Source organism: Paracidovorax oryzae ATCC 19882 (assembly GCF_000687165.1).
Lineage (GTDB): Bacteria > Pseudomonadota > Gammaproteobacteria > Burkholderiales > Burkholderiaceae_C > Paracidovorax > Paracidovorax oryzae.
This window is the reverse complement of the sequence record NZ_KK366049.1, coordinates 130464-150644: the sequence shown is the minus strand read 5'-3', so window position 1 is coordinate 150644 and position 20181 is coordinate 130464. Positions and strand designations below refer to the sequence as shown.

The window sequence follows — 20181 nt, the reverse complement described above, 5'->3', positions numbered from 1 at the left end:
GCTGGCGGCCACCGGCCGCGCAGGATGCGCCGCGGCGCCGTCCAACGAGAAACAACCCAGGAGACAGGCATGACGATCCCACGAGAAAGCCCCCGGAAACACCCGCGGTTGCACGCCGCGCTGCACGCCCTCGCCTGCGCTGCCGCGCTCTGCACGGGCGCCACGGCGGCGGCGCAGGCCAACGGGCCGCAGGCCGGAGCGCCTGCACCGGCGCCGGAGTCCAGCCCGGCGTCTGCCGCCCCGGCCCGGCCGGCCGCGGCCCCGCCCCGCGACGAGTTCTTCTGGCTCGGCGAGATCAACAAGGCATCGGCCGTCATCAACATCGACCAGGGCCTGCTCGACAAGTCCCTGGCGCCGCTGGTGCACGGCGGCATCAGCAAGGTGCTGGCCGACGGCAACCGGCCCGGCGGCAAGCGGCCCCGGCTGGTGATCACCTTCGAGCCCCTGCTCATCGAGGCCGCGGGCCCGCAGATCACGCTGCTGCACGCCGGCCGTTCCAGCCAGGACATGCTCTCCACCGTGCGCGCGGCCATGCTGCGCGACCAGATGCTGCAGCTGGCCGAGGCGCTGAACCAGACGACGGCCACCATGGTCCGGCTGGCCGACAGGCACCAGGCCACCGTCGTGCCCAACTACACGAACGGCGTGGCCGCGCAGCCCAACAGCTACGGCCACTACCTGCTGGGCCTGGCCAGCGGCCTGGACCGCGATGCGCAGCGCATCCGCGAGGCCTATGCCCGCATCGACCGCTCGCCCATGGGCACCACGGTGCTCAACGGCACGAGCTGGCCGCTCGACCGCCAGCGCATGGCGGACTATCTGGGCTTTTCCGCCACGGTGGACAACGCCTACGACGCGGCCCAGGTCTCGGCCGTGGACCAGCCGGTGGAGGCCGGCGCCATCGTCATGGCGATCGCCCTGCATGCCGGCACCTTCATCGAGGACGTGATGACGCAATACGCGCAGCCCCGCCCGTGGATCCTGCTGCAGGAAGGCGGCGGCAACACCTACGTGTCGAGCGCGATGCCGCAAAAGCGCAACCCCGGCCTGCTCAACGCCACGCGCCGCGACGCCTCGCAGGCCCTGACGCTGGGCATGGGCGCGGCCATCCAGGCGCACAACATCCCGCCCGGCATGCAGGACCCCAAGGAAGCGCGCAACAACACCGCCATGGTGCAGAGCGCGATCGACGTGCTGCGCCAGTGGGACCGCATCCTGGGCGCGCTGGTCATCGACCCCCAGCGCGCGCTCGAGGAGTTGAACAGCGACTGGACCGCCTCGCAGGAACTGGCCGACGTGCTGATGCGCAAGTACCGGCTGCCCTTCCGCGTGGGCCACCACTTCGCATCGGAGGTGGTCGAGTACGCCAAGGCCAAGGACATCAAGCCGCTGGACTTCCCCTACGCCGAGGCGCGCCGCATCTATGCGGAATCGGTGCACGGCTCGGAATTCCCCGCGCAGCTCCCCATGGACGAGGCCGAGTTCCGCGCCACGCTGGACCCGGTGGCCATCGTCCGCCACCGCGCGACGGCCGGCGGTCCCCAGCCAGCGGAAATGGCCCGCATGCTCAAGGCCGCCCAGGGCCGCGTCGAGCAGCAATCGGCCTGGATAGCCGTACAGCGCGCCCGCATCGGCGGCAGCCTCGCGCGCCTGGACCGCGACTTCGACCGCCTAGTGCCCCGCTGACCGCAGCATCGCGGCCGGCAGCACCAAGAGCAGCCTGCGGCATAGGCTATGGCGCACCTAAAGCGGAACGTCACTGCTTTCCATGCTCATCATCGTCATCCGACCCAGTCAGCCCTGCCTTAGGTGCACATGGCGGTGGACATGGTGGGTCGCCTGTTGGTAATGTGTTTCACGCCGACCGACAAGCTAGAGAGTGCTCAGGTGCACAGACTGTGCGAGGGCGTACAGAAGACTACGGGCCACACGGTGCAACTGGCTTGGGCTGACCAAGGCTTCACGGATGAGTCTGCCTCCAAGGCGGCGCAAGATAACGGAATCGACTTGCAGGTCGTGAAGCAGTCCGAAGCGACAAAGGGGATGACGTGCACCCCGATGGCCGTACCACCCGAATGGAAGTGAGGTCCGTCAACTTGGAGAATGACGGACATGAGGAAGAGTCGATTCACGGCAGCAGCAGATCATCGGTTTCCTGAAGCAGGCTGAGGCGGGCCTGGCGGTCAAGGAGGTCTGCCGGCAGGGCGGCTTCAGCGAGCCCACGTTCTACAAGTGGCGTGCCAGGTACGGCGGCATGGATGCCGAGGAAGCGCAGCGCCTGAAGGAGCTGGAGGTCGAGAATGCCCGGCTCAAGAAGCTGCTGGCCGAGGCCCACCTGCATCTCGAAGCCCTCAAGATCGGCTTCGGGGTAAAGCGCTAGCCCCGCAGTACAAGCGCAAGGCCATTGCCCGGATGCTGGAGCACGCCAGGATCTCCGAGCGCAGGGCCTGCCGTCTTGCGGGGCTCTCCCGCGATGCCTGGCGCCACCCGCCGCAGTCGGGCGCCTGCACGGTCCGGCTGCGCGAGCGCATCCACACCGTGGCCATGCAGCGGCGGCGCTTCGGGCATCGCCGTGTGCATGACATGCTGCGCAGCGAGTTTCCCGGTACCAACCACAAGAAGGTGTATCGCCTCTACCGCGAGCAGGGCCTGGCGGTACATTGGCCGGATACCACCTGCCGCATTTGCAGCCAGACACCGCGAATCATCCACGATCGATACAGGATCAGTTAACCTGCAAAACCCTGTACCTCTCTCCTAATGATTGGTATGACTACAGGGGGCAGATAATTAATCATAGCTTAATTTTACAGGCACTCGCATCAATCATTGAAACCCCAAATGTTTTATGAATATTCTTCCGCTTAGCTTGAGCAAAATCAACATAATCATGCGAAACCAAATGTGCACCGTTTGAATTTGCTGCAACTTTGACAAAAGTACGATCCCGTCTATTTGCCACCATTTGGTTAAGCTTTTTAGAAAGCTGCGGCAAAATTCTGGACTCCACAACGACCACGCGCCCGGATAAAGCGAGCTGGATAATAGCAACTGAAGATATGGAACCAGGCACCAGCTTCGCCAAATATTCGGCACCTATTAGACTTCTGTTTTGCCCAGGGTCTACTGAAAATCCCTCATCCATGGCGAGCATGGTTGCAGAATTTAAAAGTGCATTTATGAATTCGATTGAATCCGTGTGACGATTTTCAATCGGATTGCATGCATGCATTAGTACATTTGTGTCTATCGTTACATCATGCAGGGGCATCGCTCTTTTTCTTTCTAGCTTTTCTAACTGGAGTTAAAGCTTGTGCTTGGGCTGTTGCGAGTCCGAGGGCTTCTCGAAGTCCGTCATCGAAGAACCCATGGGGCCACTCCTCCCTATCAATTGCACCATTTTCTTGAATCGGAATTTTTCGAATTTCGGAGATGCCTTGCTTTTTTTCTACGAAGTAAAGCGCCACATCTTTGGTACTAATCTTACCCTCAGCAATTAGTCTACGCAGCCTTACAATTAGATGCTCACTATGTGTCTCAACCAGAACTCTGTGACCAGAGGTAGCCATCTCTGCGAAAAGGTCAGCCAAGACACACTGAAGTCGAGGATTTAAATGGATTTCAGGTTGTTCGGCAAGGGTGAGACTATCGTGAGGCGCTGCAGCAGCTTGCACGATAAGAGGCAAAACTTGAGAAGCACCGAAACCGGCATCGGCAACATTAGTTTCTTCAGTTCCATTCTTAAACTGGAGCTGAAACAGATCATCTGTTAGCTGACTGTAACCAAGCTCTGTTCCGAATTCAAAACGCTGGACCCATTTATCAACAGTGGGCTTTAGTTCCCCTGCTCTTCGGCGAAATAGGACAGCGGCATGCTCACCTTGAGCGCCGACTGTGTTAGGCAATTCTGGCGACACTCGGTAGAAGCGCTTTAGCTTTGCACGCAGAGGGCCTATGTAACTCAAGTCACCAAAAATAGCACGAGATATGGAATGCGTAAAACCAGTTGCACGCAAATAATGTGAAAAATGCCTGGAAAATGGCTTCGCCTTTGACTCCTTATCCTCTTCCTTCCGCTGTAGTTCAAAGAATATGTCGTTTGGAGAAAATAAGAAATTTTCTGGTTTAACCCGCTCAATGGCACCCCTCTCTTCTTCACTCATCTCAGCCAATGGAATTACTCCCTCCAGCGAGAAACTATTATTTATATATTTCCGAGAAAAATATGGACGATCATAAATATCAGTGACACTTACCTCTCTGAGCAGCGTTTCTTCTGGCTTCTCGCCCGCGGAAAAGGTTAGCTCCACACCTCCTGGCGGATAGGCTCCGACCGATTTTACATTTTTCTTTTCCCCATGAGAATGAAATCGAAATCCCAAGAATAAATCTCTTTTAGTATCATGTTGGTGAATGAAGTCTTTATATGTACCTAGATCAATAAGAGGACCGAAAGGCACCAATGGAACCTCGGCATCATTAGACGAATTTGTTTGCGACAGCAATAATAGCGGCGACAAAACACTGGTTTTTCCACCGTTATTTGCACCCAGAAGTATAGTCAATGGCTTTATAGTAATCCAGCCAGTATCCTCGAAGCGTCTATAATTTTTCCAACGAATCTGATAATTACTATGAAGGGACTCTTTTTTCATACAAATCGGGGTTGAAATTTATATTTTCACTGTTTAGCAAAATACTTAATCGCAGTCTCATCAAGATGCTAGCGAGGCCTACTTGGCGGAGGATGCTGGCGTTGCTGGGGGTGCAACCAATGGTCCTGAAGTGATAACTGTCACCGGGGGGAATGTCGGACTTTGGAGATTAGCCGCCTTCTCCAAAGCATTTGAGAAAGCTGCCGCAGCATCCGTTCCCTGGATTTGCCCATTCATTGACATCATGCAGAGGTTGAAAAGCGCCACAGAAAGGAACGTCGCTTTAGCGTCTTGGCTTGCCAACAAGATGGCAGCTTGCGCGGACTGGGCCGAGTACCCTACATCTAATCCGGTGACACTGGAGCCCGCTGCATCAGCCGCGATCTTCCCAGACGCAGCTGCTGAACCGACACGAAAGACCCCTGCACTCTGGATGCAGGTAGTCCCGTTCTGGCTTGTGAACGACGCGGTCGTGTTTGGATTCCAGATGTAGAGGTCCCCCGTTTTTTCCCCGGTAGATTGCCGAACGTACGAAAACTGTGGCTTGTCTGGACCGTACTTCAGTTCCCAAATTGACGGGGGTGTAGAGCAGCCTGCAAGCGAGACTAATGCCAATGCACCGGCGGCACGCAAAGATAGCTTCATAGCATCCTCCCTTCTTTAAGACTGGATGGTACAGCTGAGCTTTTCATGCGCAAGCATAGACATCTAGTGGGAAGCCCCTAATGATCAGTCAATGCAGCGGGGCGATGTGTACGTAGCGTTTTCCAATCCTTCAGAAAAACCGGGACGGAAAGAGGACAACAGGGATCAGTACCGAGTTAAGCTGACGTTGCCCCTTCCATTCAAAAAAGGCATCCAGGCCAGCAGCAGCCAAGCAAGGGCCGCCCCGCAGCGAGGGCTGCGTCCCTCCCCCACCCGCCATGCGCAGCATGGCGAGAGAGGGGAGGGAAGCGGCGAAGCCGCTCAGGGAGGGTTCTCTAGTGCGCGTGCGCCATCCCGCTCACCAGCGTGACCACCACCATGCCCGCCAGCAGCCAGGCGATCTGCGCCAGAGTCTGTTTGGCCGTCAGGCGCTTCTGCAGCTGGGGGATGAGGTCGGCCAGGGCCACATAGACGAAGCTGCTGGACGCGATGGCCAGGAAATACGGCAGCCACTCCTGCAGCTCGCCCACCAGGAAGTAGCCCACCACGCCCCCGAGCGCGGTGACCGCGCCGGCCAGGGACACCTTGACCAGGGCCGCGCGCCGGTCGCCGCTCGACTGGCGCAGCACCACCAGGTCGCCCATGTGGTGCGGCACTTCGTGGGCCAGGACGGCCAGCGCGGCGATGGCGCCCAGGCGCAGGTCGGCCAGGAAGGCGGAGGCGATCAGGATGCCGTCGCCGAAGCAGTGCACGCTGTCGCCCGTGAGCAGGGCCCAGCCGCCGGAGCCGCGGTGGGAATGCGAATGGGCGTGGTGCCCGTGGTCATGTCCATGGTGGGTGTGTCCATGGGCATGTGCGTGCCCTGCCCCGGCGCCCGGCTCGTCGTTGGCGGGCCCCACGCCGTGCTCGTGGCCGTGGTGCCAGAGTTCCGCCTTGTCCAGCAGGAAGAAGAAGACCAGCCCCACCAGCAGCGTGGCGAAGAGCTCGTGCGCGCCGGCCTGGCTCTCGAAGGCTTCCGGCAGCAGGTGCATGAAGGCCGTGGCCAGCAGCGCGCCGGCCGCGAAGCTCAGCAGGTGCCGCGGGCCGATGCCCGAGCGGCCGTCCCCCCAGCCGGCCCGCATGAGCAGGGCGGCCACCCACACACTGCCGATGCCAGCGGCCAGGGTGGCCAGGATGATTGCGATCAAAGTCATAGCTGTACGCGCTCGATTCTCGAAAACGAAAAAAGCCCCGAAGGGCTTTGCTGCGGAACGCGGCGCCCGGCGGGGCGGCGCGTCAGCCCACGCCGTGCGCCTTGAACCACGCCAGCGCGCGCTTCCATCCGTCCTCGGCGGCTTCCTTGCGGTAGCTGGGCCGGTAGTCGGCATGGAACGCATGCGGCGCGTCAGGGTACACCACGAACTCCGACGCCTTGGCGGCGGCGGACCCGTTCTTGAGGGCCGCTTTCATCTTATCAATCGTGTCAAGAGGGATTCCGGTATCTTTTTCGCCATAGAGTCCGAGCACCGGCGCCTTGAGGATGGGGGCGATGTCCACCGGGTGCTTGGGCGTGAGTTCGCTCTCCTGCCCCACCAGCCGGCCGTACCACGCCACGCCGGCCTTGACCGGGCCGTGGGCCGCATAGAGCCAGGTGATGCGCCCGCCCCAGCAGAAGCCCGTGATGCCCACCTTCGAGAGATCGCCGCCGTGGTCCCCTGCCCACTTCACGGTCGCGTCGAGGTCGGCCAGCACCTGGGCGTCGGGCACCTTGGAGACGATCTCGCTCATGAGCCTGGAGATTTCGGTGTACCGCGAGGGATCGCCCTGGCGCACGAACATTTCCGGGGCGATGGCGAGATAACCCGCCTTCGCGAAGCGGCGGCAGGTGTCGGCGATGTACTCGTGCACGCCGAAGATCTCCTGGATCACCAGCACCACGGGCAGGCCCGTCTTGCCGGCGGGTGCGGCGCGGTAGGCCGGCACCTTGAAGCCGTTGACGTCGATCTCGACCTTGCCTGCCACCAGCCCGTCGGACGGCGTGTGGATGGCCGTCTGCGCCATCACCGGCATGGCCGCGGCGGCATAGCCCACGCCGAAGCCCGCGCCCAGCGCCACGCGCATGGCGGTGCGGCGGCTGGCACCGGCTTCGCTGGATTTGCCGGGCAGCAGGGCATCGAAATCTTTCCTGAGGTCGTCATGCAGCATGGAAGCTCCTGTGAAAAGAGGAAATGGGAACGCAGGGTCCGGAAGACTGGGCAGTCTATGTGAGGGCGCAGACGATTGCACGGGATGGATTCGCGCCTGTAATTTCTGTATTGACAGAAATTACCGAAGCAATAGACTTCCAACCATGCAACTGACCGATACCGCCCGCCGCTTCATCGTCCACTGGGGCGAAATGGGCACCGCCTGGGGCGTCAACCGCACCGTCGCCCAGATCCACGCCCTGCTCTTCTTCCATGGCCGGCCATTGCATGCGGAAGACATCTGCGAAACCCTCGGCGTCGCCCGGTCCAACGCGAGCAACAGCCTGAAGGAACTGCTCAACTGGCACCTGATCCGCGCCACCCACGTCCTGGGCGACCGGCGCGACTATTTCGAGACCTCCACCGACGTCTGGGAGCTGTTCCGCACCATCGTTCGCGAGCGCAAAGAGCGCGAGTTCGAGCCGACGGTGCGCATGCTGCGCGACCTGGCGAGCCGTCCCGAGATGGCGGCCGAAGCCCCCGATGCGCAGGACCGCGTGCGGGAAACCCTGCGCCTGATGGAATCGCTGGACCTCTGGACGGAAGAGATGCTCCGGCTCACCCCTTCCACCCTCGAGAAGGTGCTGCGCCTGGGTGCCAGCGTGCAGAAGTTCGTGCGCGGCGATGACGCCGCGTCCCGAAGCAAGCGCTCCCCGGCCGGCCCGCAGCCTCCGAACAAGCCCGCCACCTGAATGCGCCACGCCATCGGTTCCCGTTCCCTTTTGCGCCCCGTTATTTCATTTCATACAGAAATTTAAAAAGCAGAGAAAACCCAACGGCAGCCAACCATTTCCAAGGAGCCCGCCATGACCACCGATCCGCAAGCCCTCTACCCCCTGACCCTCTACTTCGATTCCCGCTGCCAGCTCTGCCAGGCGGAGATGACCAACCTGCGCCTGCGCGACCGGGCCGGGCTGCTGCGGTTCGCGGACGTGTGGGCTCCCGGCTTCGAAGGCCCGCCGGGTACCACGCACGAGCAATTGCTGGCGCTGATCCATGCCCGCACCGCGGATGGCCGGGTGCTGCGCGGCGTGGAGGTGTTCCGCCGCGCTTACGAGGCCGTGGGCCTGGGCTGGGTCATGGCGGCCACGCGCCTGCCCGTGCTGGGGCCGCTCGCGGACCGGCTCTATCCGGTGTTGGCGCGCAACCGCTATCGCCTGCCGCGCTGGCTGGTCGGCGGCCTGTTCGAACGCGCGAGCCGGCGCGCGGCCCTGCGGCGGTGCGCCCCTGGCGACCGCTGCGACCTCTGAGGAGATCCACCATGCAAGTCCTCATCACCGGCGCGACCGGTTTCATCGGCCGGCACGTCGCCGCCCGGCTGCGTGCGGACGGCCACACCGTCCACGAAGGCGTTTCCCCGCGCCACGGCCGGCGCGATGCCGGACAGGTGCCCATGGATTTCGCGCGCGACACCGACCCGGGTGCCTGGCTGCCCCGGCTCGCGGACATCGACGCGGTGGTCAACGCCGTGGGCGTGCTGCGCGACAGCCCCGGCCGCCCCATCGACGCCCTGCACCGCGATACGCCGATCGCGCTGTTCCAGGCCTGCGCCCAGGCCGGCGTGCGGCGCGTGGTGCAGGTCTCCGCGCTGGGCGTGGACCGCAGCGAGACCCGCTATGCCCGCACCAAGCGCGGCGCGGACACGTTCCTGCTGGGCCTGGCGCAGGGCACGGCGCCTGCCCCATCCGCCTGCGTGCTGCGGCCCAGCATCGTGTTCGGCCGCGGCGGCGCGAGCAGCGCACTCTTCATGAACCTGGCGCGGCTGCCCGTGGTGGTCTTGCCGCGTCCCGTGCTGCAGGCCCGCGTGCAGCCCGTGGCCGTGCACGATCTGGCCGACGCCGTGGCCGCGCTGCTGGGCCCGGCCCAGGACCGCCAGGGCATCATCGAATGCGCGGGCCCGGAAGGCGTTCCCATGGCCGGGCTGGTCGCCAGCCTGCGGTCCCAGTGCGGACACGGGCCGGCCCATGTGGCAACGCTGCCCGACGCGCTCAGCCGCCTGAGCGCACGGCTCGGAGACCGCATCCCGGCCTCGCCCTGGTGCAGCGAGAGCCTGGCGATGCTGGGCAGCGACAACACCGCCGATCCCGCGCCGCTGCGCAGCCTCCTGGGCCGCGAGGCCGTGCATTACCGGGACCTGGTCGCCCGCGCCTGGAGGCAGCCATGACAGGGCGCGCGCAAGCATCGCCCGCGGGCCCGCGCGAACGGGGCTGGCTGCGCGCGAGCCTCGTGGCCGTCTGGCTGGGGACAGCGGTCGCCAGCGTGGCGGAGTTCCACGGCCAGAGCCGCGACCTGCTGGTGGCCGCCGGGATGCAGGACACCCTGCTCATGCAGGCCATCATCGCCGCCGGCATCGCGGCCGACCTGGCCGTCGGCGCATGGCTGTGGTGGCGGCCAGGCCGCCCCGCCTATGCCGCGGCCCTGCTGCTCATGGGCGCGATGACCGTGATCGCCACCCTCCTGCTGCCCGGGCTGTGGCTCGATCCGCTGGGCCGGCTGCTCAAGAACATTCCCATCGCGGCCATCCTGCTCGTGCTCTGGCACACGGAAGAAAGACGTCCATGAACTCGTACCTGGTCCTCAAGTGGGTGCACATCCTCTCCAGCGTGCTGCTCGTGGGCACGGGATTCGGCTCGGCTTTCTACCTGTTCTTCGCCAACCGCAGCGGCAGCGTGCAGGCCCAGGCCGTGGTGGCACGGCTGGTGGTGCGCGCGGACACCTGGTTCACCACGCCCGCGGGAATCGTGCAGCCGGTCAGCGGCGTGGCACTGGCCCACATGGCCGGCTGGCCGCTCTCCACGCCATGGATCGCCGCCTCGCTGGGGCTGTACGTGGTCGCCGGCCTGTGCTGGCTGCCGGTGCTGTGGCTGCAATGGCGCATGGCCGCCATGGCGCGCGACGCGGTGGAGCGCGGCACCGCGCTGCCGGAAGACTACCGCCGCCATGCGCGCTGGTGGGAGGCGCTGGGCTACCCGGCCTTCGTCGCCATGCTCGCGATCTACTACATGATGGTGGCCAAACCGGCGCTCTGGCGCTGAGAACGGTTCAAGGACTCCTGCCATCGATCGACTGCGGATACGCTTCGCGGGCCAGTGCATCGGCCAGCGCGCGGGCCGGGTCCAGCAACGCGGTGCCCGCGCCATCCTCGTCCAGGGCCAGCGGGATTTCGGTGCAGCCCATCACGATCACCTCGGCACCGCCGGCGTCGCGCAGCGCCTGCGCCACCTCGCGGAAGCACTGGCGCGCCAGTGCCATGTCGCCAGCCTTCACGCCCTCGTAGATGCCCTGCATGAGCCGCTCGCGGCCGGCCTCGTCCGGCTCCAGGCAGTCGATGCCGGCCTGCTCCAGCGCCTGCCGGTACAGGCCGCTGCGGTAGGTGCCCTGGGTGGCCAGCAGGCCCACGCGCCGGCGTCCCCGGGCGTGCAGCAGCGCCGCCACTTCGCGCGGCATGTGCAGCACGGCGAGCTGCGGGAACCGATCCTGCAGCAGGCCGTGCCAGGCGTGCGCGGTGTTGCAGGCGATCGCCACCGCACGGGCGCCCAGCGCAGCCAGGCGGCCGGTGGCCTGCAGCAGGGCATCTCCCGGCTGGTGGGCGCCGGGCCGGGGATCGTCCAGCGCCGCCGTGCGGTCCGGTACCGGCACCTGGGCCAGCCAGTGCTCCGGGTAGGCCTGGTCGCGCACGGCGATGCCCAGCGCCTGCATGCGCGCCGTGCAGGCCTCGACGAACAGGCGCGCGAAGTCCGCGCCGGCCGCTGGCCCCATGCCGCCCAGGATGCCGACGGTGCGCGGAGGCTCCACGCCCGCCGCCTGCGTTGCCGACTGCGTCATACGGCGGGCTTGTCGCTCTGCGCCGCGAGGTTGTCGCGCAACTCCTTCGACATCGGCAGGCCCAGCGCCTGGCCCTTCGGCGCGATGGGCGAGAGGAACCACTTGTTGTAGAGCTTCTCGAATTCGCCGGACTTCATCATGCCGCCGATCACGCCATTGACCAGCGCCTGGAACTGCGGGTCGTCCTTGCGCAGCATGCAGGCATAGGGCTCGACCTGCAGCGCATCGCCGACCACGTCCCATTCGGCCGGGTTGGTCGCGTTGGCCTTCAGCCCGAAGAGCAGGATGTCGTCCATGGCGAAGGCCAGCGCGCGGCCCGTGTCCACCAGCAGCATGGAGTCGTTGTGGTCCTTGCCCAGCACGATGTCCATGTCGAGGTTGTTGTCCCGGTTGTACTTGCGGATCACCTGCGCGTTCGTGGTGCCGGTGGTGCTGGCCACGGTCTTCTTCGCGAGGTCGGCGTAGTTCTTGATGCCCGAGGATTTCTTCACCAGCAGCCGCGTGCCCGTGTAGAAGTAGTTGACGGCGAACTGCACGTCCTTGGCGCGGGCGGTGTTGTTGGTGGTGGAGCCGCACTCCAGGTCCACCGTGCCGTTGGTCACCAGCGGGATGCGGTTCTGCGAGGTCACGGCCTGCAGCTCGACCTTGAGGTCGGGCTTGTTCAGTTTCTTCTTCACCGCGTCCACCACCGCGTTGGAGATGTCCACCGAGAACCCGATGGGTGCGCCGGCGCCGGCCAGGTAGCTGAAGGGCACCGACGACTCGCGGTAGGCCAGCGTGATCTTGCCGCTGTCCGCGATCTTCTTCAGGGTGTCTGCCTGCGCGGTGGCGCCGGCCATCAGGCCGCAGGCCAGCAGCGCGGCGGAGCAGAGGGTGGTTTTCATGGAAGCTCCTTGTCGGGTCGGATGATCGGGGTGGGAAACGGCGGTACGCAGTCCGCGCCGCGCGGCGACTCGTGCGGTGAGCCTGCAGCCGCACTGTAGGAACACGGTGGAGGATTGAACAATTCATTCCACGCCGCATGCCATGTCGAAAAGTTATGCCTGCATAGGGGTCAACCCCTACCAATAGCAAGAGCCACGCCCGGCAGCGCCACGCACCACGCCCCGCTGCGGTGCATAACCTGGCGGCATGGGCGGCGATCCGATCGGCATTGTCCAAGCGGCGCGCGCGCTTCTACAGTGCCCGCGGATGGAACGGAACGGATCGGAATCGATATGCATGCATGTGTGATGGGTGCCGGCATCGTGGGCCTGGCCACGGCCTATGCGCTGGAGCGGCAGGGGTGGCGGGTGACGGTGATCGACCAGGGCCCGGTGGGCGGCGGTGCCAGCGGCGGCAACGGTGCGCAGCTGAGCTACAGCTACGTGCAGCCCCTGGCCGACGCATCGGTCTGGGGCCAGCTGCCCAAGCTGCTCTTCTCGCCCGATTCACCGCTCAAGCTGCGGCCGCAGTGGAGCCTGCGCCAGTGGCGCTGGGGCGCGGCGTTCCTCGCGGCCTGCAACGACGCGACGTCCCGCCGCACCACCGGCACGCTGCTGGAACTGGCCGCGCGCAGCCGGCGGGCCTTCGAGCACATGCGCGAACGCGAGGGGCTGGAATGCGATTTCAGCCGCACGGGCAAGCTCGTGGTGTACCGGTCGCGCGAGGCGCTGGCCGGCGGTGAAAGGCAGATGGCCCTGCAGCGCGCCTGGGGCTGCGAGCAGGAGTCGGTGTCCGCCGCCCGCTGCGTGGAGCTGGAACCCGCCCTGGCGCACGATGCGGACCACATCGCCGGCGCCATTCATACGCCCAGCGAGTGCGCTGCCGACTGCCAGAAGGTCTGCAACGGCCTGCATACGCTGCTGGCCGCGCGCGGCGTGCGCTTCCTGCTGGGCGCGCGCGTGGCGGGATTCACGCGCGGCGCGGACGGCGCAGTCACCGCAGTGCATGTGCGCTCCGGCGCACCGGACGGGGAAACCCTGGTGGCCGCCGACCAGTTCGTGCTGGCCCTGGGCAGCGCGAGCGCGGACTGGGCGGCCCGCCTCGGCATCCACGTGCCCGTCTATCCGCTCAAGGGCTACAGCATCACGGTGGACGCGCCCGGGGATGCCGCCTGGGCGCCGCGGGTGAACGTGACCGATGCGGCCCGCAAGGTGGTGTTCGCGCGGCTGGACAACCGCCTGCGCGTGGCCGGCATGGCGGAACTCGTGGGCGACGACCGGAGCATTCCCGCGGACCGCATCGAGCGCCTGCGCGCCGCCGTGGCCGCGGTGCTGGGCCACGATCCCGGCACCGGCGCCGGCCTGCGCCCCTGGACCGGCATGCGGCCCGCCACCCCCACCGGCCTGCCCGTCGTGGGCCGCAAGCCGGGCGGCCCGCGCAACCTGTGGCTGCACACCGGGCACGGGGCGCTGGGCTTCACCCTGTCCTTCGGCACGGCGGAACAGCTGGCGCAGTCCATGGCCGGCGAGCGCCAGGCCGCACAGGCCGTACGAACCGCTTGAGCCGTCAGGCGCCGGCCGCCGGGGCCGGCGGCCCTCCTGCGCCGCCCTGCAGCGTTTCGACGGCGGCATCGCGCATGCAGCGCACCATGGCCTCGGCCAGCAGGGACGCCGGGCGGTGGGGCATGCGCAGCGCCTTGACCGGCACGGCGATGCGCGGCAGCAGCTCCAGCACGTCCACCCGCCCCGGGTCGGCGGAGGCAGCGGTGCAGGCATCCACCAGCGCCACCCCCAGCCCATGGTGCGCGAGCGCCAGCGCGGCATGGTAGGTCTGCACCGTGATGGCCGAAGCGAGCCCCACTTCCGCCTCCCTGCACGCGTGGTTCACCATGGTGCCCAGCGGGTCGTTCAGCCCCAGCCGTACCACCGGCACGTCGGCCAGATCGGCCAGGTGGACCGAGCCCCGCGCCACGAGCGCCGCATCGAGCAGGCCGCGCGGCGCGATGCACACCATGCAGCCCTCGGCCAGGGTCTCCTGCTCCAGCGAGGGATGCGACAGCGCCGAGAACACGAAGCCCACGTCCGCCTCCTGCAGCACCAGGGCGGAGACGATCTGCGGCGAATGCAGGGATTCGATCGTCACCTGCACGCCGGGGTGCAGGGCATGGAAGGCGCGCAGGGCGCGCGGCATCACCTCGTGGCTCAGCGCCAGCACGCTGAGGATGTGCAACTCGCCCTCGCGCTGCCGCCCGCGCAGGCTGCCCGCCAGTCGCTGCACTTCGTCGAGCTGGGTGAACAGGCGCTCGATGTGCGGGAAAAGCGTCTGCGCCTCCCGCGTGGGCACCAGCCGCCCCTTGTGGCGGTGGAAGAGCGCGAAGCCCAGTTGCAGCTCTGCATGGGAGAGGATGCGGCTGACCGCCGGCTGCGTGACGTTGATGAGGCGCGCGGCGGCGCTCACGCTGCCCGTGAGCATGACGGCGTTGAAGACTTCGATGTGGCGCAGGCGCATGGATGGGGATGGGAACAGGCGGGAGCGAGCCGAAGAGCGATCGAGGCGCGCATATTGCATCAAAACGTATCGCGACGGCGGGTCTGGCGGCAGCGTGGCGGCAATTGGAAACAAACCTGCGCGGCCCGTACGCCACAGCTTATAGAGTGGCGCGCTTGTCTTTTTGCCCGGAAGCACCGGTCCCACGATGGCCAGCGAATCACCGCCTGCACTGCGCCGCGCCGTGCGCCCTGCCCTTCTGTGCTGCATAGCGCTGGCCTGTGGCCCGGGGCATGCGGCACCTCCTCGCTCCGGGAAAGCCACCGCAAGCCCGGCCACCTCCCTCGCCGCGCGGGTCGCCATGCTGGACGCACGCTCACCGGCAACCGCCCGCCTCGCCATGATGGACGCACCGGATCCGGCCGTCCCGCCCGGCGATGGCGCGCCCCTTCCGGAACTGCGCTTCCTGCGCCTGTCTCCGGCCACGGGATCATCCACGGATTGCTGCGTGCAACCCCTGGCCCCCGTCGATCCGCAGGAATCGTCCACCCTGCGCTATGAGGGGGAGTCTCCCCAGCCGGCCGCTGAACGCGAAGCCCGCTTCACCCATGCCCCGCGGGAGGGCTTCATCGGACTGGCGTTGGAGGGCCGTCCTGCCGTGGCGCGGATGCCGGGCCGCCGGATCCTGCTGCGGTGGCCGGACCGCAAGGGATCGCTGCGCGTGGACCATTGCCTGTCGGCGGAGGGCCTGCACCTGAAGATCTTCGAGGACAACGGCGCTGGCCGCTGGAAGCCCGCGGCCCACTACTACCTTCCCCTGGCCACCGATGTGCAGCCGGACTGCCCGCAGGACCGGTGAGCCGCTGCGGTATGCACATCTTTACCGGCGCGCCCCGGAACTCCGCCCATACTTCGCCCCTCAGCCTTCCGGTGCGCGCTGCGCGCACATGGCACCGCCCGGCTTTTTCCCTTTCTCCCGATGATGGCCACTGAACGACGACACCGATCCCCCTTCCGTACCGGCACACTCTTCTTCCTGGCTTTCTCCCTGGCGATCGCCTGCGGCGAGGCGCCCGCGAAGCCCAAAGCCGCCAGCAAGCCGCGGGCTGCCGCCAAGGCCCGCAAGGTCACCAAGCCCCGCACCCCGGCGCCTGCCGCGGCCTCGCAGGGCGATCCCCTGTCCTCGCGCGTCGGCGTGGTGGACGCCAGCACCCCCGGCGCCGTGCGGCTCGCGCTGGCATCGGACACCATGGCGGCGCCTTCCGCGGGCCTGCACTACCTGTCCCTGGCCCCCGCTGCGAAAGCCCCCGAATGCTGCGTCCGGCCGCAGGCCGCCGTGCCGCCCCGGGATGTCGCCATCCTGCGCTTCGATGGCGACAATTCGCAGCTGGCGGCCGAACACACGGCCCAGTTCACGCAGGCGCCGGGCGAACCCTTCATGGGGCTGGCGCTGCTGGGCAAGGCCACGGTCACCCGGGCTTCCGACCAGCGGCTGTTCCTGCAATGGCCGGACCGCAAGGTGTCGGTGCGTGTGGACCATTGCGTTTCCGGGGAGGCCATGCATGTGCGCGTCGCCGACAGCGCGGGCCCGGGCCAATGGCAGCCTGCCGCCTACTACTACCTGCCGCTCGCGGTGCCGGCCCAGCCGGACTGCCCGGTGGACGAGGCCCCCTGAAACCGCGTTTTCAGGCCCACCCTGCGGAAACGCCCCACTCCGTCAACTGCCGGTTGAGCCAAATGGACTCCTGCAGGGGCGTGGCCTTGCGCAGGCAGGCGCAGGCCGCCATGGACAAGGTCCGTCCCTGCCGTGCATCCGCCGCCCTGCGGCGCGGTGAGATGCACGCCAGGAAGGACTCCCGCGCCGCCGCCGGCAGGGACGGCGCGGATGACAGATACGCCTCCGCCGCCTGGTAGCGGTCCCGCCGCTGCCAGGCCACCATGTAGGCCGAGCGGTTCGAGAGCAGCAGGGCCTTCCTGTCCGGAAGGTGCATCACGAGCGGGGCGATCGGCGCCAGCGCCGGCCACACGTCGTTGGCGTAGAACTCCGCACCCCAGTACGCCTGGCCGATGCGCACGAAATGCTCCAGGCTGGAAATGTTCACCAGCCCGGACTCCGCCATCGGCAGGATTTCGATCGATGGCTTGCGCACGTCCACCGTGTCGTTGGAGACATCCACATACAGGCTGCCGAACTGGAACGCGTTCTGGAAGTAGCGCTCCCGCAGGGCGCCCCAGACGGAGCCCACGTAACCGCCCTCGCCCATGAAGGCCCGGATGGCGTCCAGGCCGGGCAGCGCGATGCCCGATGCCACCGCCGCGCGCAGCTTCTTCTCGAACGCCTCCGAAATCTCCAGGCAGCAGCCGTAGGGATAGGGCTTGCGATACGCGGGAACGCGACCTGGCAGCTCCTGGTCGATTTCACGGCGCACCGCATACAGGTAGTGCTCCACCTCGGCCAGCCGGCCCAGCAGGTGGCGCTCGGTCAGGCATTGCTGCTCCTGGTCGACAGGGCGGATTTCCTGGGGAAGAAAGACGGGACGGGACACGGCGGCAGATGCCCCGGCGCCGCCAGGGCCTTGATTACAAAACCTTACATTTTAACTACCATGGCCCGGTCAGTGCGCTTTCTCCCAGTTCGGCCCCGTGCCCACCTCGGCCAGCAGCGGCACCTTGAGCTCGGCCACGCCCGCCATGAGCCGCGGGATCTCCGTGCGCAGCCACCCGGCCTCCTCCTCCGGCAACTCGAAGACCAGTTCGTCGTGCACCTGCATGATCATCAGCACCTGCGGCTTGTCCGCATCCAGCACCGCCTGCACCGCCACCATCGCCTTCTTGATGAGGTCGGCCGCCGTGCCCTGCATGGGCGCGTTGATGGCCGCACGCTCGGCCGCGCCGCGCCGCGGGCCGTTGGGCGAATTGATCTCGGGCAGGTAGAGGCGCCGGCCGAACACCGTCTCGACGTAGCCGCGCGCCTTGGCCGAGGCCTTGGTCTCGTCCATGTACTGCTTCACGCCGGGGTAGCGCTGGAAATAGCGGTCGATGTAGGCCGCGGCGGCCTTGTTGTCGATGCCCAGGTTGCGCGCGAGTCCGAAGCTGCTCATGCCGTAGATGAGCCCGAAGTTGATCACCTTGGCATAGCGGCGCTGCTCGCTGCTCACCTGGTCCACCGCCACGCCGAACACCTCGGCCGCGGTGGCGCGGTGCACGTCCAGCCCTTCGGTGAAGGCGCGCAGCAGCGCGTCGTCGCCGCTCAGGTGGGCCATGATGCGCAGCTCGATCTGGCTGTAGTCGGCGCTGGCGATCACGCGGCCCGGCGGGGCCACGAAGGCCTCGCGCACGCGCCGGCCCTCGGCCGTGCGGATGGGGATGTTCTGCAGGTTGGGCTCGTTGCTCGACAGGCGTCCCGTCACCGCCACGGCCTGCGCGTAGTGCGTATGCACGCGGCCCGTGCGCGGATCGGCCAGCTGGCCCAGCTTGTCGGTGTAGGTGCCCTTGAGCTTGGAGAGGCTGCGGTGCTCCAGGATCTTGGCGGGCAGCGGGTAGTCCTCCGCGAGCTTTTCCAGCACCTCCTCGTCGGTGCTGCGCGCGCCGGTGGCGGTCTTCTTCACCACGGGCAGGCCGAGCTTGTCGAAGAAGATCTCGCCGAGCTGCTTGGGGCTGCCGAGGTTGAAGGGCTGGCCGGCGATGTCGTAGGCCTCCTGCTCGAGCTTGAGGATGCGCTGCCCGAGGTCATGGCTCTGCTGCTGCAGCGTGGCCGGGTCGATCAGCACGCCGTTGCGCTCGATGCGGAACAGCACCTCGCTGCTCTCCATCTCGAGGGCGTAGATGGCGCGCAGCTTCCCGTCGGCCTCGATCAGCGGCCAGAGCACGCGGTGCACGTCCAGCGTCTGGTCGGAGTCCTCGCACGAATAGGCGGCAGCCTGCTCGACCGGCACCTGGGCGAACGGGATCTGCTTGGCACCCTTGCCGCAAAGATCCTCGTAGCTGATGCCGGTGCGGCCCGTGTGGCGTTCCGCCAGGCTCGCGAGGTTGTGCGGCTTGTGCACTTCCAGCACGTAGCTCTGCAGCATGGTGTCGTGCACGTAGCCCTGCACGCCGATGCCGTGGTTGGCGAACACGTGGCGGTCGTACTTGACGTGCTGGCCGAGCTTCGCCCGCGAGCCGTCCTCCAGCCAGGGCTTGAGGCGCTCCAGCACCGCGTCCAGCGGCAACTGCTCGGGCGCGTCGGGGCCGGAATGCGCGAGCGGGATGTACGCGGCGGCTCCGGGCTCCACGCTGAAGCTCAGGCCCACGATCTCGGCGCGCAGTTCGTCGAGCGAGGTGGTCTCGGTGTCGAGCGCCACCAGTTCCGCGCCCTGGATGCGCTCCAGCCAGCGGTCGAAATCCTCCCAGGTGAGCACGGTGTCGTAGGCCACCTCGCGCCCCTGGGCGGCCTCGGCCACGAAGGTGGTTTCGGGGCTCGCGAACAGGTCGCCGCTCGCGCCGGGCAGCGTGGCCGTGGCGTTCGCCGGCAGGTCGTCCTGCAGCGCGCGCGCCAGCCCCTTGAATCCGTAGGCCTGGTAGAAATCGCGCAGCGCCGCGTTGTCGGACGCCCCCATGGCCACCCCGGCCAGGTCGGGCAATCCCTCCACGTGGCCCGCGAGGTCGCAGTCGGTGCGGATGGTGACCAGCTCGCGCCCCTTGGGCAGCCATTCCAGCGCGCCGCGCAGGTTCTCGCCGGCCACGCCCTTGATCTCGCCCGCACGTGCCAGCAGCCCGTCGAGCGAGCCGTATTCGTTCAGCCACTTGGCGGCCGTCTTGGGGCCTACCTTGGGCACGCCGGGCACGTTGTCCACCGCGTCGCCCACCAGCGTCTGGTAATCGACCATGAGCGTGGGCGGAACACCGAACTCGGCCGTGACGCCCGCCACGTCGCGGCGCTTGCCGCTCATGGTGTCGATGATGGTGATGTGCTCGTCCACCAGTTGCGACAGGTCCTTGTCGCCGCTGGAGACGATGACCTCGATGCCCTGGCGCGCCGCGCAGGCCGCGAGGGTGCCGATCACGTCGTCGGCCTCCACGCCGGGCACGCAGACGACCGGCCAGCCCATCAGGCGCACGACCTGGTGGATGGGCTCGATCTGCGCGCGCAGGTCGTCGGGCATGGGGGCGCGGTGCGCCTTGTATTCGGGATAGAGCGTGTCGCGGAAAGTCGGTCCGCTCGCATCGAAGACGCAGGCGGCGTAGTCAGCGGGATAGTCCCTGCGCAGCGCCTGCAGCATGTTGATCATGCCGCGGATGGCCCCCGTGGCAGGGCTGGCCGGGTCGCCGGGCACGGCACGCAGGTCCGGCATGGCGTGGAAGGCGCGGTAGAGGTAGCTGGAGCCGTCCACCAGCACCAGGGTCTTGGGTTTGCTCATGGTCCGGGATTGTGCCCGCGG

General features: G+C 66.6%; 18 protein-coding genes and 1 pseudogene. 10 read left to right on the top strand and 9 right to left on the bottom strand.

Annotation, left to right across the window (positions count from 1 at the left end; genetic code table 11):
- Nucleotides 1–69 precede the first annotated feature (69 nt).
- Together T336_RS0123135 and T336_RS27470 are read left to right on the top strand one after the other, a co-directional pair.
- A complete protein-coding gene (locus T336_RS0123135) occupies nucleotides 70–1686 on the top strand; it encodes a lyase family protein (RefSeq protein ID WP_026434290.1) in 1617 nt (538 codons plus the stop codon).
- A 426-nt stretch (nucleotides 1687–2112) separates the two neighbouring features.
- Nucleotides 2113–2658 (top strand): annotated as a pseudogene (locus T336_RS27470) (transposase); the annotation flags it as partial.
- Between the two features lie 136 nt (nucleotides 2659–2794).
- Here T336_RS27470 and T336_RS26975 read toward each other — a convergent pair.
- The 4 genes from T336_RS26975 to T336_RS0123105 all read right to left on the bottom strand — a co-directional run bounded on the left by T336_RS26975 (nucleotide 2795) and on the right by T336_RS0123105 (nucleotide 7484).
- On the bottom strand, nucleotides 2795–3271 hold the full coding sequence (locus tag T336_RS26975; RefSeq protein WP_156957947.1) for a hypothetical protein: 477 nt from the start codon (nucleotides 3269–3271) through the stop codon (nucleotides 2795–2797).
- Nucleotides 3258–4655 (bottom strand): DUF3696 domain-containing protein, encoded by a 1398-nt coding sequence (locus T336_RS26405; RefSeq protein WP_156957946.1) that lies wholly within the window; start codon nucleotides 4653–4655, stop codon nucleotides 3258–3260. The genes T336_RS26975 and T336_RS26405 overlap by 14 nt, the downstream gene beginning before the upstream one ends.
- Nucleotides 4656–5635: 980 nt before the next feature.
- Nucleotides 5636–6493 carry a ZIP family metal transporter gene (locus T336_RS0123110; protein WP_026434288.1) on the bottom strand — a complete coding sequence of 286 codons (858 nt, stop codon included), beginning with the start codon at nucleotides 6491–6493 and terminating at the stop codon, nucleotides 5636–5638.
- 82 nt (nucleotides 6494–6575) lie between these two features.
- Nucleotides 6576–7484, bottom strand: a complete 909-nt coding sequence (locus T336_RS0123105; protein ID WP_019702447.1) for a dienelactone hydrolase family protein — start codon at nucleotides 7482–7484, stop codon at nucleotides 6576–6578.
- 145 nt (nucleotides 7485–7629) lie between these two features.
- Between T336_RS0123105 and T336_RS0123100 the strand changes: the two genes are divergently transcribed.
- The 5 genes from T336_RS0123100 to T336_RS0123080 all read left to right on the top strand — a co-directional run bounded on the left by T336_RS0123100 (nucleotide 7630) and on the right by T336_RS0123080 (nucleotide 10560).
- A complete protein-coding gene (locus tag T336_RS0123100) occupies nucleotides 7630–8217 on the top strand; it encodes a GbsR/MarR family transcriptional regulator (protein ID WP_026434287.1) in 588 nt (195 codons plus the stop codon).
- Between the two features lie 114 nt (nucleotides 8218–8331).
- Nucleotides 8332–8775: a thiol-disulfide oxidoreductase DCC family protein gene (locus T336_RS0123095; RefSeq protein ID WP_026434286.1), complete on the top strand. Its 444-nt coding sequence runs from the start codon at nucleotides 8332–8334 to the stop codon at nucleotides 8773–8775.
- Nucleotides 8776–8786: 11 nt separating this feature from the next.
- A complete protein-coding gene (locus T336_RS0123090) occupies nucleotides 8787–9689 on the top strand; it encodes an NAD-dependent epimerase/dehydratase family protein (protein ID WP_026434285.1) in 903 nt (300 codons plus the stop codon).
- On the top strand, nucleotides 9686–10087 hold the full coding sequence (locus T336_RS0123085; RefSeq protein WP_019702451.1) for a DoxX-like family protein: 402 nt from the start codon (nucleotides 9686–9688) through the stop codon (nucleotides 10085–10087). Before T336_RS0123090 ends, T336_RS0123085 begins: the two co-directional genes overlap by 4 nt.
- Entirely contained in the window at nucleotides 10084–10560 is a 477-nt protein-coding gene (locus T336_RS0123080) for a DUF2269 family protein (protein WP_026434284.1), read from the top strand. The genes T336_RS0123085 and T336_RS0123080 overlap by 4 nt, the downstream gene beginning before the upstream one ends.
- A 7-nt stretch (nucleotides 10561–10567) precedes the next feature.
- Here T336_RS0123080 and T336_RS0123075 read toward each other — a convergent pair whose 3' ends face one another.
- Both T336_RS0123075 and T336_RS0123070 read right to left on the bottom strand, forming a co-directional pair.
- The gene (locus tag T336_RS0123075) at nucleotides 10568–11350 is read right to left on the bottom strand and encodes an aspartate/glutamate racemase family protein (protein WP_026434283.1); all 783 of its coding nucleotides are present in this window, start codon (nucleotides 11348–11350) and stop codon (nucleotides 10568–10570) included.
- Nucleotides 11347–12234 (bottom strand): amino acid ABC transporter substrate-binding protein, encoded by an 888-nt coding sequence (locus T336_RS0123070; RefSeq protein WP_019702455.1) that lies wholly within the window; start codon nucleotides 12232–12234, stop codon nucleotides 11347–11349. Before T336_RS0123070 ends, T336_RS0123075 begins: the two co-directional genes overlap by 4 nt.
- A gap of 333 nt (nucleotides 12235–12567) precedes the next feature.
- On the opposite strand from T336_RS0123070, the gene T336_RS0123065 reads away from it, so the two are divergent.
- A complete protein-coding gene (locus tag T336_RS0123065; RefSeq protein ID WP_026434282.1) occupies nucleotides 12568–13836 on the top strand; it encodes a D-amino acid dehydrogenase in 1269 nt (422 codons plus the stop codon).
- Between the two features lie 4 nt (nucleotides 13837–13840).
- Here T336_RS0123065 and T336_RS0123060 read toward each other — a convergent pair whose 3' ends face one another.
- The gene (locus T336_RS0123060; protein WP_019702457.1) at nucleotides 13841–14782 is read right to left on the bottom strand and encodes a LysR substrate-binding domain-containing protein; all 942 of its coding nucleotides are present in this window, start codon (nucleotides 14780–14782) and stop codon (nucleotides 13841–13843) included.
- A gap of 379 nt (nucleotides 14783–15161) precedes the next feature.
- Between T336_RS0123060 and T336_RS0123055 the strand changes: the two genes are divergently transcribed.
- Nucleotides 15162–15620 carry a hypothetical protein gene (locus T336_RS0123055; protein ID WP_244884016.1) on the top strand — a complete coding sequence of 153 codons (459 nt, stop codon included), beginning with the start codon at nucleotides 15162–15164 and terminating at the stop codon, nucleotides 15618–15620.
- Between the two features lie 120 nt (nucleotides 15621–15740).
- On the top strand, nucleotides 15741–16436 hold the full coding sequence (locus T336_RS0123050) for a hypothetical protein (RefSeq protein WP_026434280.1): 696 nt from the start codon (nucleotides 15741–15743) through the stop codon (nucleotides 16434–16436).
- Nucleotides 16437–16446: 10 nt separating this feature from the next.
- Here T336_RS0123050 and T336_RS0123045 read toward each other — a convergent pair whose 3' ends face one another.
- Nucleotides 16447–17307, bottom strand: coding sequence for a hypothetical protein (locus tag T336_RS0123045; RefSeq protein WP_019702460.1), 861 nt, complete (start codon nucleotides 17305–17307; stop codon nucleotides 16447–16449).
- A 69-nt stretch (nucleotides 17308–17376) separates the two neighbouring features.
- Nucleotides 17377–20160: a DNA polymerase I gene (polA, locus tag T336_RS0123040; RefSeq protein ID WP_019702461.1), complete on the bottom strand. Its 2784-nt coding sequence runs from the start codon at nucleotides 20158–20160 to the stop codon at nucleotides 17377–17379.
- Nucleotides 20161–20181 lie beyond the last annotated feature (21 nt).